Consider the following 19550-nt stretch of genomic DNA (forward strand, 5'->3'; position numbering starts at 1 on the left):
CGGAACATGAAGAGTCCATCGATGATGGATCCCTGGAGCCGTACCCTGGCCATGCTCGACAAGTCGGGCCGCCTGTCCGAAGCTGTCGACCATCCCGCGTCCCTGACTCGAGCGCTGGTGCGCAAAGTGCCGGTCAGAGGCAGTTTCGCGCCGGACAACGAGACGGGCCGCGTGAACATTCGCGTGCTCGAACGCCTGAGCGCTTCAACCCTTGCGCTGTCCTGGCACGATCCCACCTCCTTCAACTATTCCGAGCAGGTCTGGTCGCTCTGCACGGCGCGCAAGCGCGGCACGTGCGCATTGAGCGGACAGGCAATCCGGCGCGGCCAGCCGGTGTACCGGCCAAGACGTGTCGGCAGGTCGATACCCCTCAACAGCGGCGCGATGATCCTCGCCCGGGCAGTCGTGGTCACGCCGCTGGAGCCCGAAGCGGCACTCGCCGTCGAATGACAAAAGGATGCCAGCGAGAGGCGTGCGTCCCAACTATCGAGAATATTTTCACGCCGGGATTGCCCGTCCCGTTCTTTTGTCTGATGGGCCATTCGAAATCGAGCGCGCCATAAGAGGGAGTGGAGCAAGAACCATAGCGTGAGCCCTGCTTCGTCCTGTGCAAGATCAGAGGGCGATAAAGGTAATCTTTTGAGCATGAGCGCTTCGCCACGGCGCGCGCCGGATAAGATTTCCTGCGACACAACTTCGCAGGTTTGCAAGGTTATGCCGAAGTTATGGCGAAGCCCTAAACGCGCCACGGACTGTTGGCTGCTTGACCCGGTCACGTTGTCGATCCAGGCATCGCTGCACGTCTCGCCTTAAGTGTCGCTCTAGGTGTCGTTCCACGGCCGCTTCATGTTTCAGGAGGAACAATGGCTACTCTGGCGCAGCTGGAAAACCAGATTCAGGAATTGCAGCGTCGCGCGGATGCCTTGCGCGAGGAAAAGTCACTGGAGGCTATCGCCAGTATCCGCGTGCTCATGCAAGAGTACGGTCTGACCATGGCGGATCTCGTCAAGGCGGGACTGGGGAAGATGCGCGGCCGTCCCGCCGGTTCGCGGAATACGTCAGCCGGGGCCGGAAGAGGGCAGGGAACGAAGCTGCCGCCGAAGTATCGCGATCCGGAGTCGGGCGCCACGTGGAGTGGTCATGCGCGAGCGCCCGCGTGGATCAAGGAGGCGTCGGATCGAAGTGTCTATCTGATCGAACCTGCGGCGGAGAAGCCTGCTTCGAACAGAGCGGCATCGGCTTCGCGCGCCGCCGGTGCGAAGCGCGCGCGCAAGACCGGAGCCAAGAAGGCGGCGAAGCTGTCCGACCGCGCGGAGCCCGGTAATAGTCAGCGATCCGTGCAACGCGCCGCCGCTTGATCTACGCTTGATCTAGTCAAGCAATGGGCTGCGTCGTGTGGAACAGTCGCTTGCCCGTTCATACGCAAGCCCGAGCCGAAGGACTTCGAGATCGTTCTGCACCGGCCCCATGATCTGCAAGCCCGCTGGCAAACCGGCCGCATTGAAGCCGGCGGGTGCGCTGAGTGCAGGCAGTGAAGCCATCGTGGCGGGCACCACCGTCTCCATCCAGCGGTGGTACGTATCCATGTCATGCCCGGCAATCGCATGAGGCCAGTCGAGTGACGCATCGAACGGAAAGACCTGGGCTGAAGGCATCACCAGGAAGTCGAAGCGTTCGAATAGCGCATGGATCGCCTGATACCATGCAGTTCGCTCGCGCACTGCGCGCGAGATCTCTTCGCTTGAGAGCTTCAAGCCGCGCTCTATCTCCCATACCGCCTCGGGCTTGAGCAACGCGCGTTTCGCAGGATCGCGCCAGAGCGCGCCGTTGGTCCCTGAAAACGTCAGGCTGCGCAGATCGATCCAGGCACGCCAGAGACGTTCCGGATCGAAGTCCACACGTGCGGCTTCCACCACGCAGCCGATGGTGTCGAAATGGCGCAAGGCCGCTTCGCAGGTCGCCATCAAGCCGGGTTCGATCGGCAAGTGTCCGTTCAGGTCGCCAAGCCAGCCAATGCGCTTGCCTCGCATGTCGCCTTCGAGCGCGTGTGCGAAGTCCGCAGGTTGCTCACTTCTGCGCGAAAGCGGCGCGCGGGTGTCGAAACCGGCTTGCACGGATAACAGCAGGCCAAGGTCCGGGACTGAACGCGCTATCGGGCCCGCCACGCTGAATTGCTGGAAGAACACGTCGTCGCTTGGCGCATAGGGTACGCATCCCGGCGTCGTGCGAAAGCCGAAGACGTTATTGAACGCGGCCGGCGTGCGCAGCGATCCCATCATGTCCGATCCGTCCGCGCAGGGCAGCATGCCCAACGCAACGGCGACGGCCGCGCCGCCGCTGCTGCCGCCAGCGGAGCGCGTCGGGTCGAAGGCATTGCGCGTGGTGCCATACACCGGGTTATAGGTATGGCCGCCCAGACCGAATTCCGGCGAATTCGTGCGGCCCACGAAGAGCGCGCCGCCCTGGCGCATGCGCTCGAATATCACCGCATCGGTCTGGCTGACTTGACCGGCGTAGATAGGCGAACCCTTGGTCGTGACCATGCCTGCAACGGGCAGGATATCTTTCGGCGCTTGAGGAAAGCCATGCAGCGGCCCCAGGCTTTTCCCCGCGGCCAGTTGCGCGTCACGCTCGCCGGCGTGCTTGAGCAAGGCGTCCCTGTCCTCCAATGCAACGATGGCATTGACCACAGGATTCAGCCTGTCGATCTGCGCGAGATGAGCCTGCATGACCTCGACGCATGAAACCGCGCGTGAATGAATCGCGCGGGACAGCGCGACGGCGCCGAGGGACACGATATCGTCGCTCGGTGGAAGATCGGGAGTGGCGTCGGGTGCGGTCATGGTCTCGTTGAAGATAAGCCGTGAATTCAGTGATGAAACTGTGGAAGCACGCTGGCGGCGAGTTCTTCGATGATGTCGCGCGCAGGGCGCCGCTCGGACGTCACGTTGAGCGTGACATGATGCGTGCCGTTCTCGCGCATCCGTTGCAGTATGTCGATCAGCGCGCGATGCCCGGTGCGATAACCCAGCGCAAGCTCGCTCGCGGGTTCAGCGGGATCGTCGGCGAGATCGAGCCGCATCGCGACGCCGAAGCCGCGAAACGCGCCGTCCGCCACGCGCTCCACTGCCGCGCGCCACATGCTATAGCGTCCGCGCTGTGCTTGCGGTTCGCGGTGATAGGTCATCCACCCAAGCGAATGGCGCGCAATCCAGTCGACGCTCTGGCCGCCCGATCCGACGGCAAGCAATGGAATGGGCGCGGCTTGCCGTGGCAACAAATAAAACTCGGGCGCGGCGTCGCTCGCGTGATCGGGGATGACGGTCGACGGTATCGCGACCGCTGCGGCGAGCGTGTCCCAATGCCGTCGATACAACTCGCGCCGTTCCTCCGGATCACGGCCGAATGCGGCATATTCCGGCGGCCGGTCTCCCGAACCCAGTCCGAGCACGAAGCGTCCGCGCGACAGATCATTGACCGAGAACGCAGCCTTGGCGACATGCAACGGATGCCGCAGCGTCAGCACGATCGCGCCGCTGATCAGCGCCGCACGCCGCGTGTTCGATGCGAGCGCGCCCAACAGCACCCACGGGTCGAGATGTCCGACGGGGTCCGGGTAATCGGCGCTATTCAGCGGCACGTCGCGCACCCAGAGCGCGCGAAAGCCCAGCTGGTCCGCCAGCCGCGCAAGTTCGATCTGCTCGTTGAAGTCGACGACACTTTGCTGGTCGCCGGTGATCGGCAAGGTCAGGCCGATGGACAGTGCGTTGGGGGCGAACACCTGGTTCGCGATGGAGGACATGACACGCGGGGCATCGGAATGGATTCGACGTCGATGTTATCACCGCGAACCGTTTCGGCGCGTGAATGAAAAAGAGCCCGGCGCCTGCATGGGGCCGGGCTCCTTCATGCCGCTGATGTCGTATCAGGCGGCGGCGACGGGACTGCGTCGCGTGACCAGCGACACCGCGAACGTCACGATCACATTCACCACGAGCGCGATGATGCCGATGTACAGCGGCCAGCTGGCATCGCCGGCGTGCAGCACATAGACCGGCTTGAGTCCTTGCGAGATCGCGAGTCCGGTGCCGAGCACGATGCCGCACAGCCAGCCGAGGAACAGCCCCGGCGTGGTCAGGCGGCGCGTGAAGAGCGTGAACACGATGGCCGGGAAGATCTGCAGGATCCACACGCCGCCCAGCAATTGCAGGTCGATGGCATATTGCGTCGGCAGGAACACAATGAACAGCAGCGCGCCGAACTTCACGACCAGCGACACGACCTTGGCCGTCGATGCTTCCGAAGCCGACGTCATGTCGGGCGATACCAGCGGACGCCACAGATTGCGGGTGAAGAGGTTCGCCGCGCCGATGGACATGATGGCGGCGGGCACGAGCGCGCTGATCGCAATGGCGGCTGCCGCGAAACCGACGAACCACGACGGAAACAGCGTGCCGAACAGCGTCGGCACGACATCGGAGGCCGACTTCACGTGGATGCCGGCCGCAATCGCCATATAGCCGAGCAGGGCGATCAGGCCGAGCAGCAGCGTGTAGGCGGGCAGGAAGATCGCGTTCTTGCGCACCGTCGCGGCGGACGACGACGACAGCACCGCGGTCATCGTATGCGGATACATGAACGCGGCCAGCGCCGAACCCAGCGCGAGCGATGCATAGGCGGTGAACTGGCCGGGCTTGAGCAGGATGCCGGTCGCGCCGCCCTTCGCCTTGAAGTATTGATCGGCGGCGTCGAAGACGTGGCCATAACCGCCCAGCTTGGCCGGAATCAGCCACACGGCGGCGATCACCACGATATAGATCATGATGTCCTTCACGAACGCGATCATCGCCGGCGCGCGCAGGCCGCTCGTGTAGGTATAGAGCGCGAGAATCACGAACGCGACGATGAGCGGCAGTTCACCGGTCACGCCGAGCCCCTTGATGACGACCTGCATGCCGACGAGTTGCAGCGCGATGTAAGGCATCGTGGCAACGATGCCGGTCACTGCCACGGCTGCCGGAAACCATTTGCCGCCGTATTCGCCCTGCACGTAATCGGCACCGGTGATGTGGTTCTTCGCATGCGCGATTTTCCACAGCTTGGGCATCACGGCGAACACGAACGGATACACGATGATCGTATAGGGCAGCGCGAAGAAACCGTACGCGCCCACGGAATAAACGAGCGCGGGCACGGCAATGACGGTGTATGCGGTGTAGAAATCGCCGCCGACCAGGAACCACGAGATCACCACGCCGAACTGACGGCCGCCGAGACCCCATTCGTGCAACTGGGTGAGATCGCCGCGTTTCCAGCGCGCGGCAAAGAAGCCGACGATGGTCACGAGCGCAAAGAACGCGATGAAGATGCTCATCGCAAGCGGATCGACTGGAGTGAGATCGTTCATTTGAGGCCCCTGTGTACGACATAAAGCAGGAGCGACGTGAGCGGCACCCACAGGAATTGATACCAGTAGAAGAATGGGAATCCGCCGATTGAAGGACGGGTGTCGTTATAGAACGGCAGCCATAGCAAGGCTACGTACGGGATAAGTAGCGCAATCCACAGCCAGGGGCTGCGTGGCGCATCGTGATTGGGTTCCAAGACCTTTCTCCTCGTGAATCGGCGCTGACATGAGCGTGCCGGCACGCCCGCGCCATTCGATTCGCCGATCGAAACGAGGGTCGCACCGCCAACGGGTGCGCATTATCCGGGATATTCCGGATTATTGCCGGGCGCTTTGGAGAAGGCGTGCAAGAAGCAAAGCGCTGTATTACTGATAGCTTTCTGCGTTAAGTGATAACCGAAAGATTACAAATTAATTTCATTGCTGACGGACGCACGCTTGCCGACAAGCATTGCGCGCTTGCCGCCAAAGCCGCACACCTTGCGATATTCGAAGCCGCTCTGAAGCAGCGCGCGCTTGACCTGGCCCGCGCTCGTATAAGTGGCGAAGCTGGCGTCGTCGCTTGCGATTCCGGCTAGCGAAGCGAACAGCGCCGGCGTCCACATGTCCGGATTCCGGGCAGGTGCGAAGCCGTCGAGATAGATGGCGTCCGCGGTCATGCCGTCCTGCTTCAGACGCGGCACGACATCCATGACATCACCGAAAGCGAGCGTGAGCGTCAACGCGCGGTGTTCCAGTTCAATCCGGTGCATGCCCGTCACGAGCACAGGCCACGCGGCCGCAAGCGACGCGGCAAGCGGCATGACGGAGGCATCGTCGATGATCGCCGCGTGCGCGCGGCGCAGGTCGGAGGCAGTGAACGGATACTTCTCCACGGAGATGAAGTGGAGGGAAGCGGGGCGTTGCAGATCGTCGCGCCACGCCGCCCAGGTGGCGAGAAAGTTGATGCCCATGCCGAAGCCCGTCTCCAGCACGTTGAAGCGCGGCTTGCCACGCCATCGTTCGGGCAGGCCATTGCCCTTCAGGAACACATGGCGCGCTTGCGACAGCGCCCCGGCGGCGCTGTGATAGATGTCGTCATGACGGGGCGACCACGGCGTGCCGTCGTCGCGAAACACGAGCGGTGCCGGGACAAGCGGTTCGTGCATGGGCGCCTCCCGATGGATCAGGCATCCGGCGACGGTTGATCGAGCGACATGCCCAGTTCGCCGGCCATGCGCACGACCATCGCACGCAGTTGCGCGACTTCGTGAGCCAGCCGCTTCTGCTCCGACTTGAGCGCTTCGAATTCCGACGCCGAAAAATCTTCGCCGCCTTGCGCGTCGCGCGCGAGCGGTTCGCCTGCGCTCACGCTCACGCTGACTTCGCCGCACAGCAAGTGCATCCAGCGGCTTTCGCGCTCGCCGGGCACGCGCGGCAACCTGACGACACGCGGCGGCTCGTTGCCGGCCAGTTCATCGAGAAAGCTCTCCACCGACGATATGTCCGCGAACGCGTGCAGCCTCGCGCTATTCGCGCGCAGTTCGGCCGCCGTCTGCGGTCCGCGCAGAAACAGCGTGGCGAGCAGCGCGACCGACTGGCTCGGTACGCCAAGCACGCGATTGACGTTGTGTTCGAAGCGCGGCACACGGCTGCTGCTACCCTCGATCACGATGCTCAGGCGCTTGAGACCGTCGATGGTCGTCAGCACTTCGTCTTCGCTGACGTTCATCACGGGAGAACGAGCGGTCTTCTGATTGCAACCGGAGGTCAGGGAATTCAGCGACAGCGGATACGTGTCCGGCACCGTATGCTGTTTCTCGACGAGCACGCCAAGCACGCGCGCTTCGAGCGGGGTGAGTTCGCGCAAGGCGGGACGGGGAGCGGCTTCGGAAGGAATGTTCATGGCGTCGTTCGGCTTGCTGGAAGACGCCTATCATACCGGTGGCCGCGCACCGTCTTGCAGCATGAATCCGTTATGAGGCTTTGAGCAGGAAGATGGCGCGTCGTTTTGGTGCATGAAGCGGCATCGAGCTTATCCAGTCGCATGTTTTCACGAGGATTAGAATAGTTTCATCGATTGGCATTGAAGTTGCTTTTTTGTATTCGGCACTGGGCTGCCCGCGCAAACGATGCGAGGTACGATCGAACAACGGATTCGACGTATCCGCGCATCGCGCTTCGAGGTTGCCTAACGGTGTGACCGGCATGACCGGCGCGCCGCGTCTTTCAGGCTCTTCAGGCATTGCGGGAGTGCAACCAGAAATATGAACGCAGGGGCACCGCCACCCCGGCATGCACTTCATATGGAAGACCGGTTATGACGCAAGCATTCTTCAACGAGATGTTCGACCGCAACGATCTCGAAGCGCGAGGCATGCCGCCCGAAGCGTTTCGCGCGGCGGGCGATCCTCGCACGCATTACCGCGATTTCATGAACTGGCTGACCGTGCAAAGCGAGCAGCAGATCGATATCAAGCGCGCGGAAGCGGATCTCAACTTCAGGCGCGTGGGCATTACCTTCGCGGTCTACGGCACCAGCGACGTGCCGGGCATCATTCCCGAGCGCACCATTCCCTTCGACGTGATTCCGCGCATCTTTCCCGCCGATGAATGGCGCGCACTCGAACGCGGCCTGCGGCAGCGCGTGAATACGCTCAACCGCTTCATTCACGACATCTATCACGAGCAGAACATCATCCGCGCGGGCATCATTCCCGAGGCGCAGATTCTCGGCAACGCGCAGTATCGGCCGCAGATGCGCGGCGTGAACGTGGCGCGGGACATCTATGCGCATATCGCCGGCATCGATATCGTGCGTGCGGGACAGGGCGAGTTCTACGTGCTGGAGGATAACCTGCGCGTGCCGTCGGGCGTGTCGTACATGCTTGAAAACCGCAAGATGATGATGCGGCTCTTTCCGGATCTGTTCGCGCGCAATCGCGTGGCGCCGGTGGCGCATTATCCGGATCTCTTGCTCGATACCTTGCGCGCCGCCGCGCCCGCCGGTGCAGAGAATCCGACCATCGTCGTGATGACGCCCGGCATGTACAACTCGGCCTATTTCGAGCATGCGTTCCTGGCTCAGCAGATGGGCGTGGAACTGGTCGAGGGCCAGGATCTGTTCGTCGATGATCATCAGGTCTTCATGCGCACGACGCAGGGGCCGCAGCGGGTCGATGTCATCTATCGTCGCGTGGACGACGACTTCCTCGACCCGCTCGTGTTCCGTGCGGATTCGGCGCTCGGCGTGCCGGGTCTGATCGACGCGTACCGGATGGGCAATGTCTCGCTGTGCAATGCGGTGGGCACCGGCATCGCCGATGACAAGTCCATCTATCCGTATGTGCCGGACATGGTGCGTTTTTATCTGGGCGAAGAACCCATCCTGAACAACGTGCCGACGTGGATGTGCCGCAAGCCCGACGATCTCAAGTATGTGCTCGATCATCTGCCCGAACTCGTCGTAAAGGAAACGCACGGCGCGGGCGGCTACGGGATGCTGGTGGGACCGGCGTCCACAACGGCGCAGATCGCGGAGTTTCGTACGGTGCTGGAGGCGCATCCGGAGAAGTACATCGCGCAGCCGACGCTCGCGTTGTCCACCTGTCCGACTTACGTGGAGGCGGGCATTGCGCCGCGTCATATCGACCTGCGTCCGTTCGTGCTCTCGGGCACTGAAGTGCGCATGGTGCCGGGCGGGCTGACGCGAGTGGCCTTGCGTGAGGGATCGCTGGTGGTCAATTCATCGCAGGGCGGCGGGACCAAGGATACGTGGGTGCTGGAGCGCTAGAGACATTCACTGGCGTACCTTTGAGCGTGGCACGCCATGCGGTATTGAAGACAACGATAAATCACCGGGAACACCCATGCTGAGCCGTACCGCGGATCATCTCTTCTGGATGGCGCGCTATACCGAACGCGCCGAAAACACCGCCCGGATGCTCGACGCGAACTATCAGCTCTCGCTCCTGCCACAGTCCGACGAATACGCGGAGCTTGGCTGGCGCGCGATGTTGTCGATTTCGGAGTTGAGCGGGATCTATTCAGCGGCGCACCATGGCATGAAAAGCCGTGACGTGATCGATTTCATGGCGGCCGACCTGTCCAATCCATCGTCGATCATCAGTTGCCTGCGGGCCGCGCGCGAGAATGCGCGCGCCGTGCGCAGTTCCACCAACAGCGAACTGTGGGAGTCGCTCAATACGACCTGGCTCGACGGTCAGCGCATGCTCGCCGACGGCATTCTCGAACGCGAACCTTATACCTTCTTCGAATGGGTGAAGTTTCGCTCGCATCTGTCGCGCGGCGTGCAGCTCGGCACGCTGGTGAAGGACGATGCGTTTTATTTCATGCGTCTCGGGACGTTCATCGAACGCGCGGACAATACGGCGCGGATTCTCGATGTGAAGTTCGAGATGATGGAGCAACGCGACGATACCGCCGCGCAACCGTTCGACTATCACCACTGGGTGGCGGTGCTGGGCTCGGTGTCGGGCTTCGAGGTGTATCGGCGGGTGTATCGCGATGTCATCACGCCGGAGCGGGTTGCCGGGCTGTTGATCCTGTATGGCGACTGGCCGCGTTCGCTTGCCGCGAGCATTGCCGAAGTCGAGCAACTGATTGCACATGTAACGAAAGGACGCGATACGGATGCCGGGCGGCTGGCGGCGGAATTGAGCGCGGAACTGAAGAACGGCCGCATCGGCACCATCCTGCAAGGCGGACTGCATGCCTATCTCGTCAGTTTTCTTGCGCGCGTCAATGATCTGGCGGGCCGGGTGAGCCGCGAATTCCTGCTGCCGATTGCGCCGGAGCCGGAGCCGGAGCCGGAGCCTGAGCCGACCCCGACGCAGTCCCAGACTCAAACGCAATCGCAGAGCAAGGGCTGAACACGTGCTGTCAGCGTTTGGCCGCCGCCGCGACGACGCGATGCACGAAGCGCAGCTTGTCGACGACCTGCGGCGCAAGCGTGAACGGATAGCCGTCCGGCATGCCGAGGCTGCGGTTCAGGCTGTTGAGCACGTAGGTCAGCGGATACCAGCGTTTCATCAGGTCATCGAAGGTAGCGTCCTCGACCGGCGTCTGGTCGGTGAGCGTCGGCTCGTTCGGCGTGTCCGGCACGAGTGCGAGGCCGCACGATACCGCCGTGTCGAGCGTATCGACGATATGCAGGTAATGCGCCCAGGTTTCCGCCCAGTCTTCCCATGGATGCATCGTTGCGTAAGCGCTGATGAAGTTGTCCTCCCACTGCGCGGGCGGGCCTTCGTGATAGTGACGATCGAGCGCGGCGGCGTAGTCGGCCTGTTCATCGCCGAAGGCCGTGCGGAACGGACCGATGCGCCCGGTGTCGGCGATCAGCCGGTCGAAGAAGTAGTGCCCGGATTCGTGGCGGAAATGCCCGAGCAGCGTGCGATACGGCTCGTGCAGCGACGTGCGGGTTTTCTCGCGATGGGCGTCGTCGGCTTCGGCGACGTTGAGCGTGATGATGCCGTTGTTATGCCCCGTCATCACGCCGTGGCCTTGGGCATCGGCTTCGAGAAACTGGAATTCGAGGCCGCGCTCGGGGTCGGCCTGACGCGAGCTGACGTCGAGGCCGAGCTCGGCGAAGGTATAGAGCAGCCGGCGTTTCGCAGCTTCGATGCGGTACCAGAAGACGCGGTTATCCGGATTCGAGAGGTTGGGAATCACGCTCGTGAGCTGGCAGGAACAGCACAGGGCATCCGCCGTGGTGTTTTCATCAGTGGCGGGGACAACCCAGTTGCAGACGTTCTCGACGGCGTAGTTGTGGCACGGCCGATACAGCTGATCATTGGCGAGCGGATGCAGACTGCGCCAGCGTCCGTCCTCGGTCTCGTCGAATGCGCTTATCTGTTTGATCTCGGGAATGTAACCGAGTCGCGCGCCACACTTTTCGCAATGCGTGTTTTCGAAAAACACGAGCTGATTGCAACGGTTGCAGTGGAAGGTTTTCATCGTGTGGCCGGTTTGGGTGAAGCCGCGCGGAGTGGAGGGGTGCGGGCTTTGACGGCGGAGCATGCGCAAGCTTCGTGCCGCGCGCGCGGGAACGCCTTCCGTGCACGTCCGGCGCGCGGCGTCATTCGTTTTGAACAAAGGAGTGCGGTGTGTCCATTCGTGTCGCGTTGAACCATGTCACGCATTATCGTTATGACCGGCTCGTCGGTCTCTCGCCGCAAGTGGTGCGCTTGCGGCCGGCGCCGCATTGCCGTACGCCGGTCGTCTCGTATTCGATGCGCGTGGAACCCGAAGAACATTTCATCAACTGGCAGCAGGACGCGTTCGCCAATTATCAGGCGCGGCTCGTATTTCCCGAGAAGACGCGCGAGTTCAAGGTGACGGTCGATCTCGTCGCCGAGATGGCGGTCTACAATCCGTTCGACTTTTTTCTGGAACCGGCAGCCGAAAAATTTCCGTTCGCCTATGCGCCCGAGTTGCGGCACGACCTCGCGCCCTACATGGTCAAGCGCGAGCCGACGCCGCGCTTTGCGGCCTTCGTTGAAAGCATCGATCGCACGCCTCAGGCGACGATGGATTTCCTCGTCGCGCTGAACCAGCGTCTGGCAAATGAGATCCGCTATCTGATCCGCATGGAACCCGGCGTGCAGACGCCGGAAGAAACGCTCGAAACGGCGGCCGGTTCGTGTCGTGATTCCGGCTGGCTGCTGGTCGAGGCGCTCCGGCATCTCGGCTTGGCCGCGCGCTTCGTATCGGGTTATCTGCTGCAACTGGCGCCGGATACGAAATCGCTGGATGGTCTGAGCGGCACCGAAGTCGATTTCACCGATCTCCATGCCTGGTGCGAGGTGTACTTGCCGGGTGCGGGCTGGATCGGCTTCGATCCGACCTCGGGCCTGCTGGCGGGCGAAGGTCACATTCCCGTCGCCTGCACGCCCGAGCCCGACAGCGCCGCTCCCGTGTCCGGTGCGGTGGAAAAGTGCGAAGTGGCGTTCGATCACACGATGTCCATCGCACGCGTGCTGGAAACGCCGCGCGTGACCAAGCCGTACACCGAAGAGGACTGGCAAGCGGTGTTGCGCATGGGCGAACAGGTGGATGCGAAGCTGCACGAAGGCGATGTGCGCCTGACGATGGGCGGTGAACCGACCTATGTTTCGGTGCGCGACCGGGACGCACCGGAGTGGAACACAGATGCGCTGGGTCCGACGAAGCGCGCCTACGCCGTCTCGCTGATGGACAAGCTGCGCGCGCAGTATGGCGCGCGGGGATTTCTGCATATCGGGCAGGGCAAGTGGTACCCCGGCGAACAGTTGCCGCGCTGGGCGCTTTCCCTGTTCTGGCGCGCGGACGGCGAGCCGTGCTGGCACGATCCCGCGCTGTTCGCGGACGAGCGTCATCCGGCTTCATTCACCTCGGACGATGCCGGGCGTTTCATCCGGCATCTTGCATGCAAGCTGTCGCTGGATGCGAAATACGTTCAGCCGGCCTACGAGGACACGTGGTACTACCTGTGGCGCGAGCGTCGGCTGCCGGTGAACGTCGATCCATTCGACTCGCGTCTCGACGACGAACTGGAACGCGCGCGCCTGCGCCGGGTCTTCGACGCCGGTCTGCCTTCCGTGACGGGCTACGTCCTGCCGATTTCCCGCGACGAAGGCCCCGCGTTGCAGCCCGGCATATGGACGAGCGGTCCGTGGTTTTTCCGCGATGACCGCATGTACCTGATCCCCGGCGATTCGCCGATGGGGTATCGCCTGCCGCTGGAGTCACTGCCCTGGGTTTCGAAGGCCGACTATCCGTGGCAGCACCAGCACGATCCGTTCGCTCCGCCGACGCCGCTGCGTACGGCAACGGCATTACGCATGCAATATGCCGATCTGGATGTTGCATCAGGCATGCAAAATACCGGCTCGGCGGAAGCGGTTGCTGGCGGCGAAGGTGGCTCAACCGGCGGCTCAACCGGCGGCGCAAGTGAAGGTGTGCCCCGGCGCGGCCAATCCTCCGGCGACACCCTCCGCACGGCGCTCTGCGTGGAGGCTCGCGATCCGGCGCGCGCCGCCGGCCCCAAAGCGGAAGCCGAGGCCTTCGAGAAACTCGGCAACGCCAACAAGCTGATCCACGTGTTCATGCCGCCGCTCACCGCGCTCGACGACTATCTGGACCTGCTGGCCGCCGTCGAATCGACCGCCGCCGATCTCGCCATGCCGGTGATCGTCGAGGGCTATCCGCCGCCGCGCGATCCGCGTCTGAAGATGCTGCAGGTCACGCCGGACCCGGGCGTGATCGAAGTGAATATTCATCCGGCGGCGAACTGGCAAGAACTCGTCGAGCACACCGAGTTCCTGTATGGCGCGGCTCACGAGACCTACCTGAGCCCCGAGAAGTTCATGCTCGATGGCCGCCACACCGGCACCGGCGGCGGCAATCACTTCGTGCTCGGCGGGGCCACGCCCGCGGACAGCCCGTTCCTCCGGCGTCCCGACGTGCTCGCCAGTCTCATCGCGTACTGGCTCAATCATCCTTCGCTGTCGATGCTGTTCTCGGGCCTCTTCATCGGGCCGACCAGCCAGGCGCCGCGCGTGGACCAGGCGCGCAACGACCAGGTATTCGAACTCGAGCTCGCATTCGCCGAGTTGCAGCATCAGCTCGACCGGCTCGGCGGACGCGACAGTGCGACGGTGCCGCCGTGGCTCATCGACCGCATCCTGCGCAATATCCTGATCGACGTGACGGGCAACACGCATCGCGCGGAATTCTGCATCGACAAGCTGTATTCGCCGGAGGGCGCCACGGGCAGGCTCGGGCTGCTCGAACTGCGCGGCTTCGAAATGCCGCCGCATGCGCGCATGAGTCTCGCGCAGCAACTGTTGCTGCGCGCGCTGGTGGCGCACTTCTGGGAGAAGCCCTACACCACGCGCCTCACGAGGTGGGGCACCGAACTGCATGACCGCTTCATGCTCGGCACCTTCGTGCAAATGGATTTCGACGACGTGCTCGCCGAGTTGCGTGAGGCCGGCTTCGCCTTCGAGCGCAGCTGGTTCGAACCGCATTTTGAATTCCGTTTCCCGCTGGTGGGCTCATACGACACCAACGGCATCTCGCTGACAATCCGCAATGCGCTGGAACCGTGGCATGTGATGGGTGAAGAGGGTTCCGCCGGCGGCACGGTGCGTTACGTGGATTCGTCCGTCGAACGGCTGGAGGTGCGCGCGCTGGGGCTGAACGGCAATCGACACGTCGTGACCGTGAACGGCGTGCAGCTGCCATTGCAACCAACCGGCCGCGTCGGCGAACACGTCGCGGGCGTGCGTTTTCGGGCGTGGGCGCAGGCGGCGTCGCTGCATCCGACCATCGACGTCCACGCGCCACTCACCTTCGATATCGTCGATACCTGGACGGGACGCGCCATCGGCGGTTGCCAGTACCACGTCGCGCATCCAGGCGGACGCAACTACGAGACTTTCCCGGTCAACGCCTATGAAGCAGAAAGCCGCCGCCGCGCACGCTTCTTCACCACCGGACACACGCCCGGCGCGATGTCCGTCGAAGCGCGCGAGCGCAGTCTCGAATTTCCGTTCACGCTCGACCTGCGTTATCGTTGAAATGCATTCATCATTCAAAAGATAAACAGGAAGACTTTGGCCTATCAATCGACCTTGCCCTTCGACATCGCCGCCGCCCGCGCCGATGCGCTCGCACTGCTGCGCACGCTGCCGGGGCGGCCAGGGCACTGGGACGAGTTGCGCGATGCCTCGGGCGCATTGCGCGAGCCATGGCGGCAGTTCTTCGATCTGCTGGGCGAGCAGGGCATCGCACGCCTCGACGACGGCGTCGCTGCGGTCGCCCAGCAGGTGCGCGACAACGACATCACCTACAACGTCTACGCCGACAACGGCAAGCCGCGCGCGTGGTCGCTCGACCTGCTGCCGCTCATCATCGACGAAGCGGAATGGGCGGGCATCGAGCGCGGCGTCGCGCAGCGCGCGCGGCTGATGGAAGCCATCGTCGCCGATGTCTACGGTCCGCAGACCTTGCTCCAGCGCGGTTTGCTGCCCGCTGCGCTCGTGTTCGGCAATCCGGGTTATCTGCGTGCGGTGAAGGGCTTCGTGCCGCCGCTCGGGCGCTTCCTGCAGATCGTCGCGGTCGATCTCGCACGCGCGCCTTCGGGCGAGTGGACCGTGATCGCGCATCGCACCGAAGTGCCGTCGGGTCTGGGCTATGTGCTGGAGAACCGGCTGATCGTTGCAAGCCTGTTCGCCGATCCGTTCCGCGCGATGCGCGTGAGCCGGCTCGCGGCGGCGTATGCGCAGCTGATCGCGACCATTGCGCAGGCCGCGCGCGCCACGATGCGCGACGACGAAGGCGGCCGCAGCAGCGCGGACGACGTGCCGCACATCGCGCTGCTGAGTCCCGGCCCGTTCAGCGAAACCTATTTCGAGCATGTGTTCCTGGCGCGCTATTTCGGCGTGACGCTCGTGGAAGGCAAGGACCTCACGGTGCGGCATGACAAGCTCTATCTGAAGACGCTGGCCGGCCTGTCGCGCGTGCATGCCGTACTGCGCCGTCTCGACGATGCCTTCTGCGATCCCGTCGAACTGCGCGCCGATTCGAGCATCGGCGTGCCCGGTCTGCTGCAGGTCATGCGTGCGGGCAACGTGATGGTGTCGAACGTGCCCGGCGCGGGCTTCACGGAATCGCCCGCGTTGAATGCGTTCCTGCCGGGCATCGCGGAGGCTTTGCTCGGTGAGACGCTCGACCTGCCCACCGTGCCCACATGGTGGTGCGGCGAAGAGGCGGCCCGTCGCGAGGCCTTCGAACAGCTCGACAGTGCGCTCATCGCGCCGACCTGGCCGGGTGCTCAGGCGGACCGGGCGCCGGGCATCGACGCGGGCGTGCAGGTGCTCGCGGACTGGCGCGAGCGCATAGAACGCGCGCCGGATGTCTTCACCATTCAGGCGCATCTGCCGTTCTCGAGCGCACCGCGCTTTCACGATGGCGCGCTCGGTTCGCGCCCCTGCGTGCTGCGCGCCTATGCGGTCGCGAACCCCGAGGGCGGCTGGAGCGTCGTGCCGGGCGGCTTCACGCGGCTGGCGGCTGATCATCGCGCGACGGTGTCGATGCAGTCCGGCGGCAGCAGCGTCGATACCTGGGTGATGTCGAGCCAGGCGGGCGGTTCGGTATCGCTGCGTCCCACGCCGATCCGGCCCGGTGATCTTCGCAAGCATCGGACCGTGTCGAGCCGGGCCGCCGAGAATCTTTTCTGGGCCGGCCGCTACGGCGAACGCGCCGAGAACAACGTGCGCCTGTGCCGTCTGCTGCTCGGCATGCTCGAAGGAAGCGATGCCGAGGAACTGTTTCCGACCCTGGCCGAGCTGGCTGCGCAGAGCGGCCTGATCCCGTCAACCGATACGCTCGCGCGCGCCACGCCGCAAGCATTCGAACGCGTGTTGATCGCGGGCTTGCCGGAGACGCGCATCGGCACCAGCATCGGCGCCAATCTCGCGGATCAGGCGCGCGTGGGCGGCGAGATTCGCGACCGGCTTTCAACCGATCACTGGCGCGTCATCCTCGCGTCGCGCAACGACTTTCGCGACGCGCTCGTCCGGCTCGATCTCGACGAGTCCAGCACGGAAGGCATCCCGCGTCTCGGCCGCGGCTACGATCGCGTGTTGTTGATGAACGCCCTCGAACATCTCGCGACCCAGCTTTGCGCGATCAGCGGCGCACAGGGCGACCGCATGACGCGCGACGAAGCGTGGCGCCTGTTGTTCATCGGCCGGCATATTGAACGCGTCTCGACGATGGCGACCATCCTGCGCGTGGTCGCAGAGTGCGGCACGCTGGCTTCGCCGGCAGGCTTCGACCTGCTGCTGCAATTGTTCGACAGCACGCTGACCTATCGTTCGCTGTATCCGGGAAGGCTCGAAGTGCCGGCGTTGATCGATCTTATCGTCGTCGATCAGACGAACCCGCGCGGCCTGTATGGCGTCCATGCGCGATTGCGCGTGAAGCTCGAGGAAATCGCGGCGGCAGCGGGCGGCGCACGGCGCCTGCAGGCCACGCGTTTCGCCGATCTGCTCGCGCATGCCGACGCCTTGCCGCCGCTCGCCACGCTGTGCGAGACGCGCGGCAACGGCCGTCATGATGCGCTGGTGGCGTTGTGCGACAGGCTCGTTGCATCGGTGAGCGCCGCGTCCAACGAAGTGAGCGCGCGCTATTTCAGCCACGCGAACACGCCGGCCGCGCAGGTGTCGTCATGAACATCGGCATTCACGATACCGTGCTCGCGGTGACGCACCGCACGACCTATCGCTATTCGACGCCGGTGGAGATCGCGCAGCATCTGGCGACCATCCGGCCGTTGCATTGTCCGTGGCAACAAGTCATTTCGCATACAGAACGCATTGAACCCGTGCCGTCGTATGTGCATAGCCGCGTCGATGCATTCGGGAACGACGTGCTGTACTTTTCGCTGGACGCGCCGCATGAGCGTCTTTCGATGACGAGCGAAACCACCGTGCGCCTGACGCCGCGCTGGACCGCACTGGATCCGGATGCAACCCCGCCTTGGGAAAGCGTCGCGGAACGGCTGCGCTATCACGCGGGCGAGGCGTTCCTCGCGCAGGGCGAGTTCTGTTATGCGTCACCCAATATTCCGCTTGCGCACGCGTTTCGCGAGTACGCGCAGACGAGCTTTCCGGCGGGCAGGCCGCTCGTCGCGGGGGCAATCGACCTGATGCACCGCATTCACGCGGATTTTGAATACAAACCTTCTTCCACATCGGTCGATACGCCGGCTTCGCGCGCATTCGAATTGCGGCATGGCGTGTGTCAGGACTTCTCGCAGGTGATGATTGGCTGTTTGCGCGCGCTGGGGCTGCCCGCGCGCTATGTGAGCGGGTACTTGCGCAACGATCCGCCGCCGGGACAGCCGCGTCTCATCGGCGCGGATGCCTCGCATGCCTGGGTGTCGGTGCATTGTCCGCAGAGCGGCTGGATCGATCTCGATCCGACCAATGACGTGCTGGCCGATCTCGATCACGTGACGCTCGCCACCGGCCGCGACTACAGCGATGTGTCGCTGTTGCGCGGCATGATACTGGGCGGCGGCGCGCATCACATGGATGTCGCGGTGAACGTGCTGGCCTTGTAACGGCTCTTTGCGTCACTCGCCTTCAGGAAAGTCCGCGCCGACGGAAACCGCTTCCCAGCCGTCGAAGTCCTTGCGCAAGGCGTCGATCTTCACGCGCGCATTCGTCACCGCGGCCTTGCCGAGCAGCAGGCGCAACGGCGGGTCCTTGCTTTCCACGGCCTGGATGATGGCTTCGGCGGCGCGCACCGGGTCGCCCGGCTGCTTGCCGCTGTAGCCGCGCATCGTATCCGTGCGCGCCTGTGCGGTGCCGGCGTAATCGGCAATTGTGCGCGGCGCTTCGTTCGCCGAGCGTCCCGCCCAGTCAGTGCGGAACGGACCCGGCTCGACGATCAGCACCTTGATGCCGAGCGGCGCCAGTTCATGCGACATCGATTCCGACATGCCTTCCACCGCGAACTTCGTCGCGTGATAGAAGCTCACGCCGGGGAACGCGATGATGCCGCCGATCGACGAGACGTTCACGATGGTGCCGTGCTTCTGCTTGCGCATCTGCGGCAGGACCGCGCGCGTCATGTCCACCAGGCCCCACACGTTGATGTCCACCATCTTGCGCACTTCATTCAGGTCGCTCTCTTCGAACGAACCGAAATAACCGATGCCCGCATTGTTCACGAGCACGTCGATGCGCCCGAACTTGTCTGTCGCCGCCTTCACGGCGGCCTGCACCTGTTCGGGCTGCGTGACGTCGAGCGGCAGCACGAGCGCGAGGTCGCCGTATTGTTCGGTGAAGGCTTCGAGCGTCTTCGGATTGCGCGCAGTCACGACCGTCGGATAGCCGAGCGCGAGGGTCTTCCCGGCCAGATCGCGACCGAAGCCGGTCGAGCAGCCGGTAATGAACCAGATGGGGTGCGTGGTGGATGTCGTCATGGAGGGCCTCTTCAGTTCAGTCAAGGGAATGAAAGCGTTCGGCGGGGTGATGCGACGCTGGGCATGTTAGCAGGGGCTATGCATTCCAGTGCAAATGGCCCGGATGGTTCACCCGCATCTCAACCATGCCGGACAGCGGGATTCGCTGCATTGATATAAGGTGCG

The 19550-nt window shown here is 63.7% G+C and carries 16 protein-coding genes; 7 read left to right on the plus strand and 9 right to left on the minus strand.

All coding sequences use genetic code 11. The features are described 5' to 3' along the window. Positions 1-6 precede the first annotated feature (6 nt). Positions 7-450: a DUF3331 domain-containing protein gene (locus QCE88_RS24950; protein ID WP_309907332.1), complete on the plus strand. Its 444-nt coding sequence runs from the start codon at positions 7-9 to the stop codon at positions 448-450. Between the two features lie 413 nt (positions 451-863). Next, on the plus strand, positions 864-1358 hold the full coding sequence (locus QCE88_RS24955; RefSeq protein WP_309907333.1) for an H-NS histone family protein: 495 nt from the start codon (positions 864-866) through the stop codon (positions 1356-1358). A gap of 12 nt (positions 1359-1370) precedes the next feature. On the opposite strand, the gene QCE88_RS24960 is transcribed toward QCE88_RS24955, so the two are convergent. From QCE88_RS24960 to QCE88_RS24990, 7 genes are all read right to left on the minus strand, one after another. Beyond that, positions 1371-2843, minus strand: coding sequence for an amidase (locus QCE88_RS24960; RefSeq protein WP_309907335.1), 1473 nt, complete (start codon positions 2841-2843; stop codon positions 1371-1373). Positions 2844-2869: 26 nt separating this feature from the next. Next, positions 2870-3802 carry an LLM class oxidoreductase gene (locus QCE88_RS24965; RefSeq protein WP_309907337.1) on the minus strand — a complete coding sequence of 311 codons (933 nt, stop codon included), beginning with the start codon at positions 3800-3802 and terminating at the stop codon, positions 2870-2872. Positions 3803-3925: 123 nt separating this feature from the next. Further along, positions 3926-5407, minus strand: coding sequence for a monocarboxylate uptake permease MctP (gene mctP / locus QCE88_RS24970; protein ID WP_309907339.1), 1482 nt, complete (start codon positions 5405-5407; stop codon positions 3926-3928). Continuing rightward, positions 5404-5604, minus strand: coding sequence for a DUF3311 domain-containing protein (locus tag QCE88_RS24975; protein WP_309907341.1), 201 nt, complete (start codon positions 5602-5604; stop codon positions 5404-5406). The genes mctP and QCE88_RS24975 overlap by 4 nt, the downstream gene beginning before the upstream one ends. Positions 5605-5811: 207 nt before the next feature. Continuing rightward, positions 5812-6555: a tRNA (5-methylaminomethyl-2-thiouridine)(34)-methyltransferase MnmD gene (gene mnmD / locus QCE88_RS24980; RefSeq protein ID WP_309907343.1), complete on the minus strand. Its 744-nt coding sequence runs from the start codon at positions 6553-6555 to the stop codon at positions 5812-5814. Positions 6556-6572: 17 nt separating this feature from the next. Continuing rightward, complete coding sequence (locus tag QCE88_RS24985; RefSeq protein WP_309907345.1) at positions 6573-7292, minus strand: YceH family protein; 720 nt, start codon at positions 7290-7292, stop codon at positions 6573-6575. A 70-nt stretch (positions 7293-7362) separates the two neighbouring features. Continuing rightward, positions 7363-7632: a hypothetical protein gene (locus QCE88_RS24990; protein WP_309907347.1), complete on the minus strand. Its 270-nt coding sequence runs from the start codon at positions 7630-7632 to the stop codon at positions 7363-7365. Between the two features lie 74 nt (positions 7633-7706). Between QCE88_RS24990 and QCE88_RS24995 the strand changes: the two genes are divergently transcribed. Beyond that, positions 7707-9179 carry a circularly permuted type 2 ATP-grasp protein gene (locus QCE88_RS24995; protein ID WP_309907349.1) on the plus strand — a complete coding sequence of 491 codons (1473 nt, stop codon included), beginning with the start codon at positions 7707-7709 and terminating at the stop codon, positions 9177-9179. A 76-nt stretch (positions 9180-9255) separates the two neighbouring features. Next, the gene (locus QCE88_RS25000; RefSeq protein WP_309907351.1) at positions 9256-10278 is read left to right on the plus strand and encodes an alpha-E domain-containing protein; all 1023 of its coding nucleotides are present in this window, start codon (positions 9256-9258) and stop codon (positions 10276-10278) included. A 10-nt stretch (positions 10279-10288) separates the two neighbouring features. On the opposite strand, the gene QCE88_RS25005 is transcribed toward QCE88_RS25000, so the two are convergent. Then, positions 10289-11362 carry a putative zinc-binding metallopeptidase gene (locus tag QCE88_RS25005; protein ID WP_309907353.1) on the minus strand — a complete coding sequence of 358 codons (1074 nt, stop codon included), beginning with the start codon at positions 11360-11362 and terminating at the stop codon, positions 10289-10291. 149 nt (positions 11363-11511) lie between these two features. Between QCE88_RS25005 and QCE88_RS25010 the strand changes: the two genes are divergently transcribed. The 3 genes from QCE88_RS25010 to QCE88_RS25020 are packed head-to-tail and all read left to right on the plus strand — an operon-like array spanning position 11512 to position 18518. Next, on the plus strand, positions 11512-14967 hold the full coding sequence (locus QCE88_RS25010; RefSeq protein WP_309907355.1) for a transglutaminase family protein: 3456 nt from the start codon (positions 11512-11514) through the stop codon (positions 14965-14967). A gap of 36 nt (positions 14968-15003) precedes the next feature. Continuing rightward, on the plus strand, positions 15004-17625 hold the full coding sequence (locus tag QCE88_RS25015; RefSeq protein WP_309907358.1) for a circularly permuted type 2 ATP-grasp protein: 2622 nt from the start codon (positions 15004-15006) through the stop codon (positions 17623-17625). Beyond that, entirely contained in the window at positions 17622-18518 is an 897-nt protein-coding gene (locus tag QCE88_RS25020) for a transglutaminase family protein (protein WP_309907360.1), read from the plus strand. The genes QCE88_RS25015 and QCE88_RS25020 overlap by 4 nt, the downstream gene beginning before the upstream one ends. 12 nt (positions 18519-18530) lie before the next feature. On the opposite strand, the gene QCE88_RS25025 is transcribed toward QCE88_RS25020, so the two are convergent. Next, positions 18531-19385, minus strand: coding sequence for an oxidoreductase (locus tag QCE88_RS25025; protein ID WP_309907362.1), 855 nt, complete (start codon positions 19383-19385; stop codon positions 18531-18533). Positions 19386-19550 lie beyond the last annotated feature (165 nt).

The sequence above is a fragment of the Caballeronia sp. LZ035 genome (assembly GCF_031451175.1).
In the GTDB taxonomy this organism is placed as follows: Bacteria; Pseudomonadota; Gammaproteobacteria; order Burkholderiales; family Burkholderiaceae; genus Caballeronia.

What these genes read in the sequence shown, in the direction of transcription:
- QCE88_RS24950 (WP_309907332.1), top strand. Translation starts at nt 7, where the DNA reads ATGAAGAGTCCATCGATGATGGATCCCTGGAGCCGTACCCTGGCCATG.
- QCE88_RS24955 (WP_309907333.1), top strand. Translation starts at nt 864, where the DNA reads ATGGCTACTCTGGCGCAGCTGGAAAACCAGATTCAGGAATTGCAGCGT.
- QCE88_RS24960 (WP_309907335.1), bottom strand. Translation starts at nt 2,843, where the DNA reads ATGACCGCACCCGACGCCACTCCCGATCTTCCACCGAGCGACGATATC.
- QCE88_RS24965 (WP_309907337.1), bottom strand. Translation starts at nt 3,802, where the DNA reads ATGTCCTCCATCGCGAACCAGGTGTTCGCCCCCAACGCACTGTCCATC.
- mctP (WP_309907339.1), bottom strand. Translation starts at nt 5,407, where the DNA reads ATGAACGATCTCACTCCAGTCGATCCGCTTGCGATGAGCATCTTCATC.
- mnmD (WP_309907343.1), bottom strand. Translation starts at nt 6,555, where the DNA reads ATGCACGAACCGCTTGTCCCGGCACCGCTCGTGTTTCGCGACGACGGC.
- QCE88_RS24985 (WP_309907345.1), bottom strand. Translation starts at nt 7,292, where the DNA reads ATGAACATTCCTTCCGAAGCCGCTCCCCGTCCCGCCTTGCGCGAACTC.
- QCE88_RS24990 (WP_309907347.1), bottom strand. Translation starts at nt 7,632, where the DNA reads ATGCCTGAAGAGCCTGAAAGACGCGGCGCGCCGGTCATGCCGGTCACA.
- QCE88_RS24995 (WP_309907349.1), top strand. Translation starts at nt 7,707, where the DNA reads ATGACGCAAGCATTCTTCAACGAGATGTTCGACCGCAACGATCTCGAA.
- QCE88_RS25000 (WP_309907351.1), top strand. Translation starts at nt 9,256, where the DNA reads ATGCTGAGCCGTACCGCGGATCATCTCTTCTGGATGGCGCGCTATACC.
- QCE88_RS25005 (WP_309907353.1), bottom strand. Translation starts at nt 11,362, where the DNA reads ATGAAAACCTTCCACTGCAACCGTTGCAATCAGCTCGTGTTTTTCGAA.
- QCE88_RS25020 (WP_309907360.1), top strand. Translation starts at nt 17,622, where the DNA reads ATGAACATCGGCATTCACGATACCGTGCTCGCGGTGACGCACCGCACG.
- QCE88_RS25025 (WP_309907362.1), bottom strand. Translation starts at nt 19,385, where the DNA reads ATGACGACATCCACCACGCACCCCATCTGGTTCATTACCGGCTGCTCG.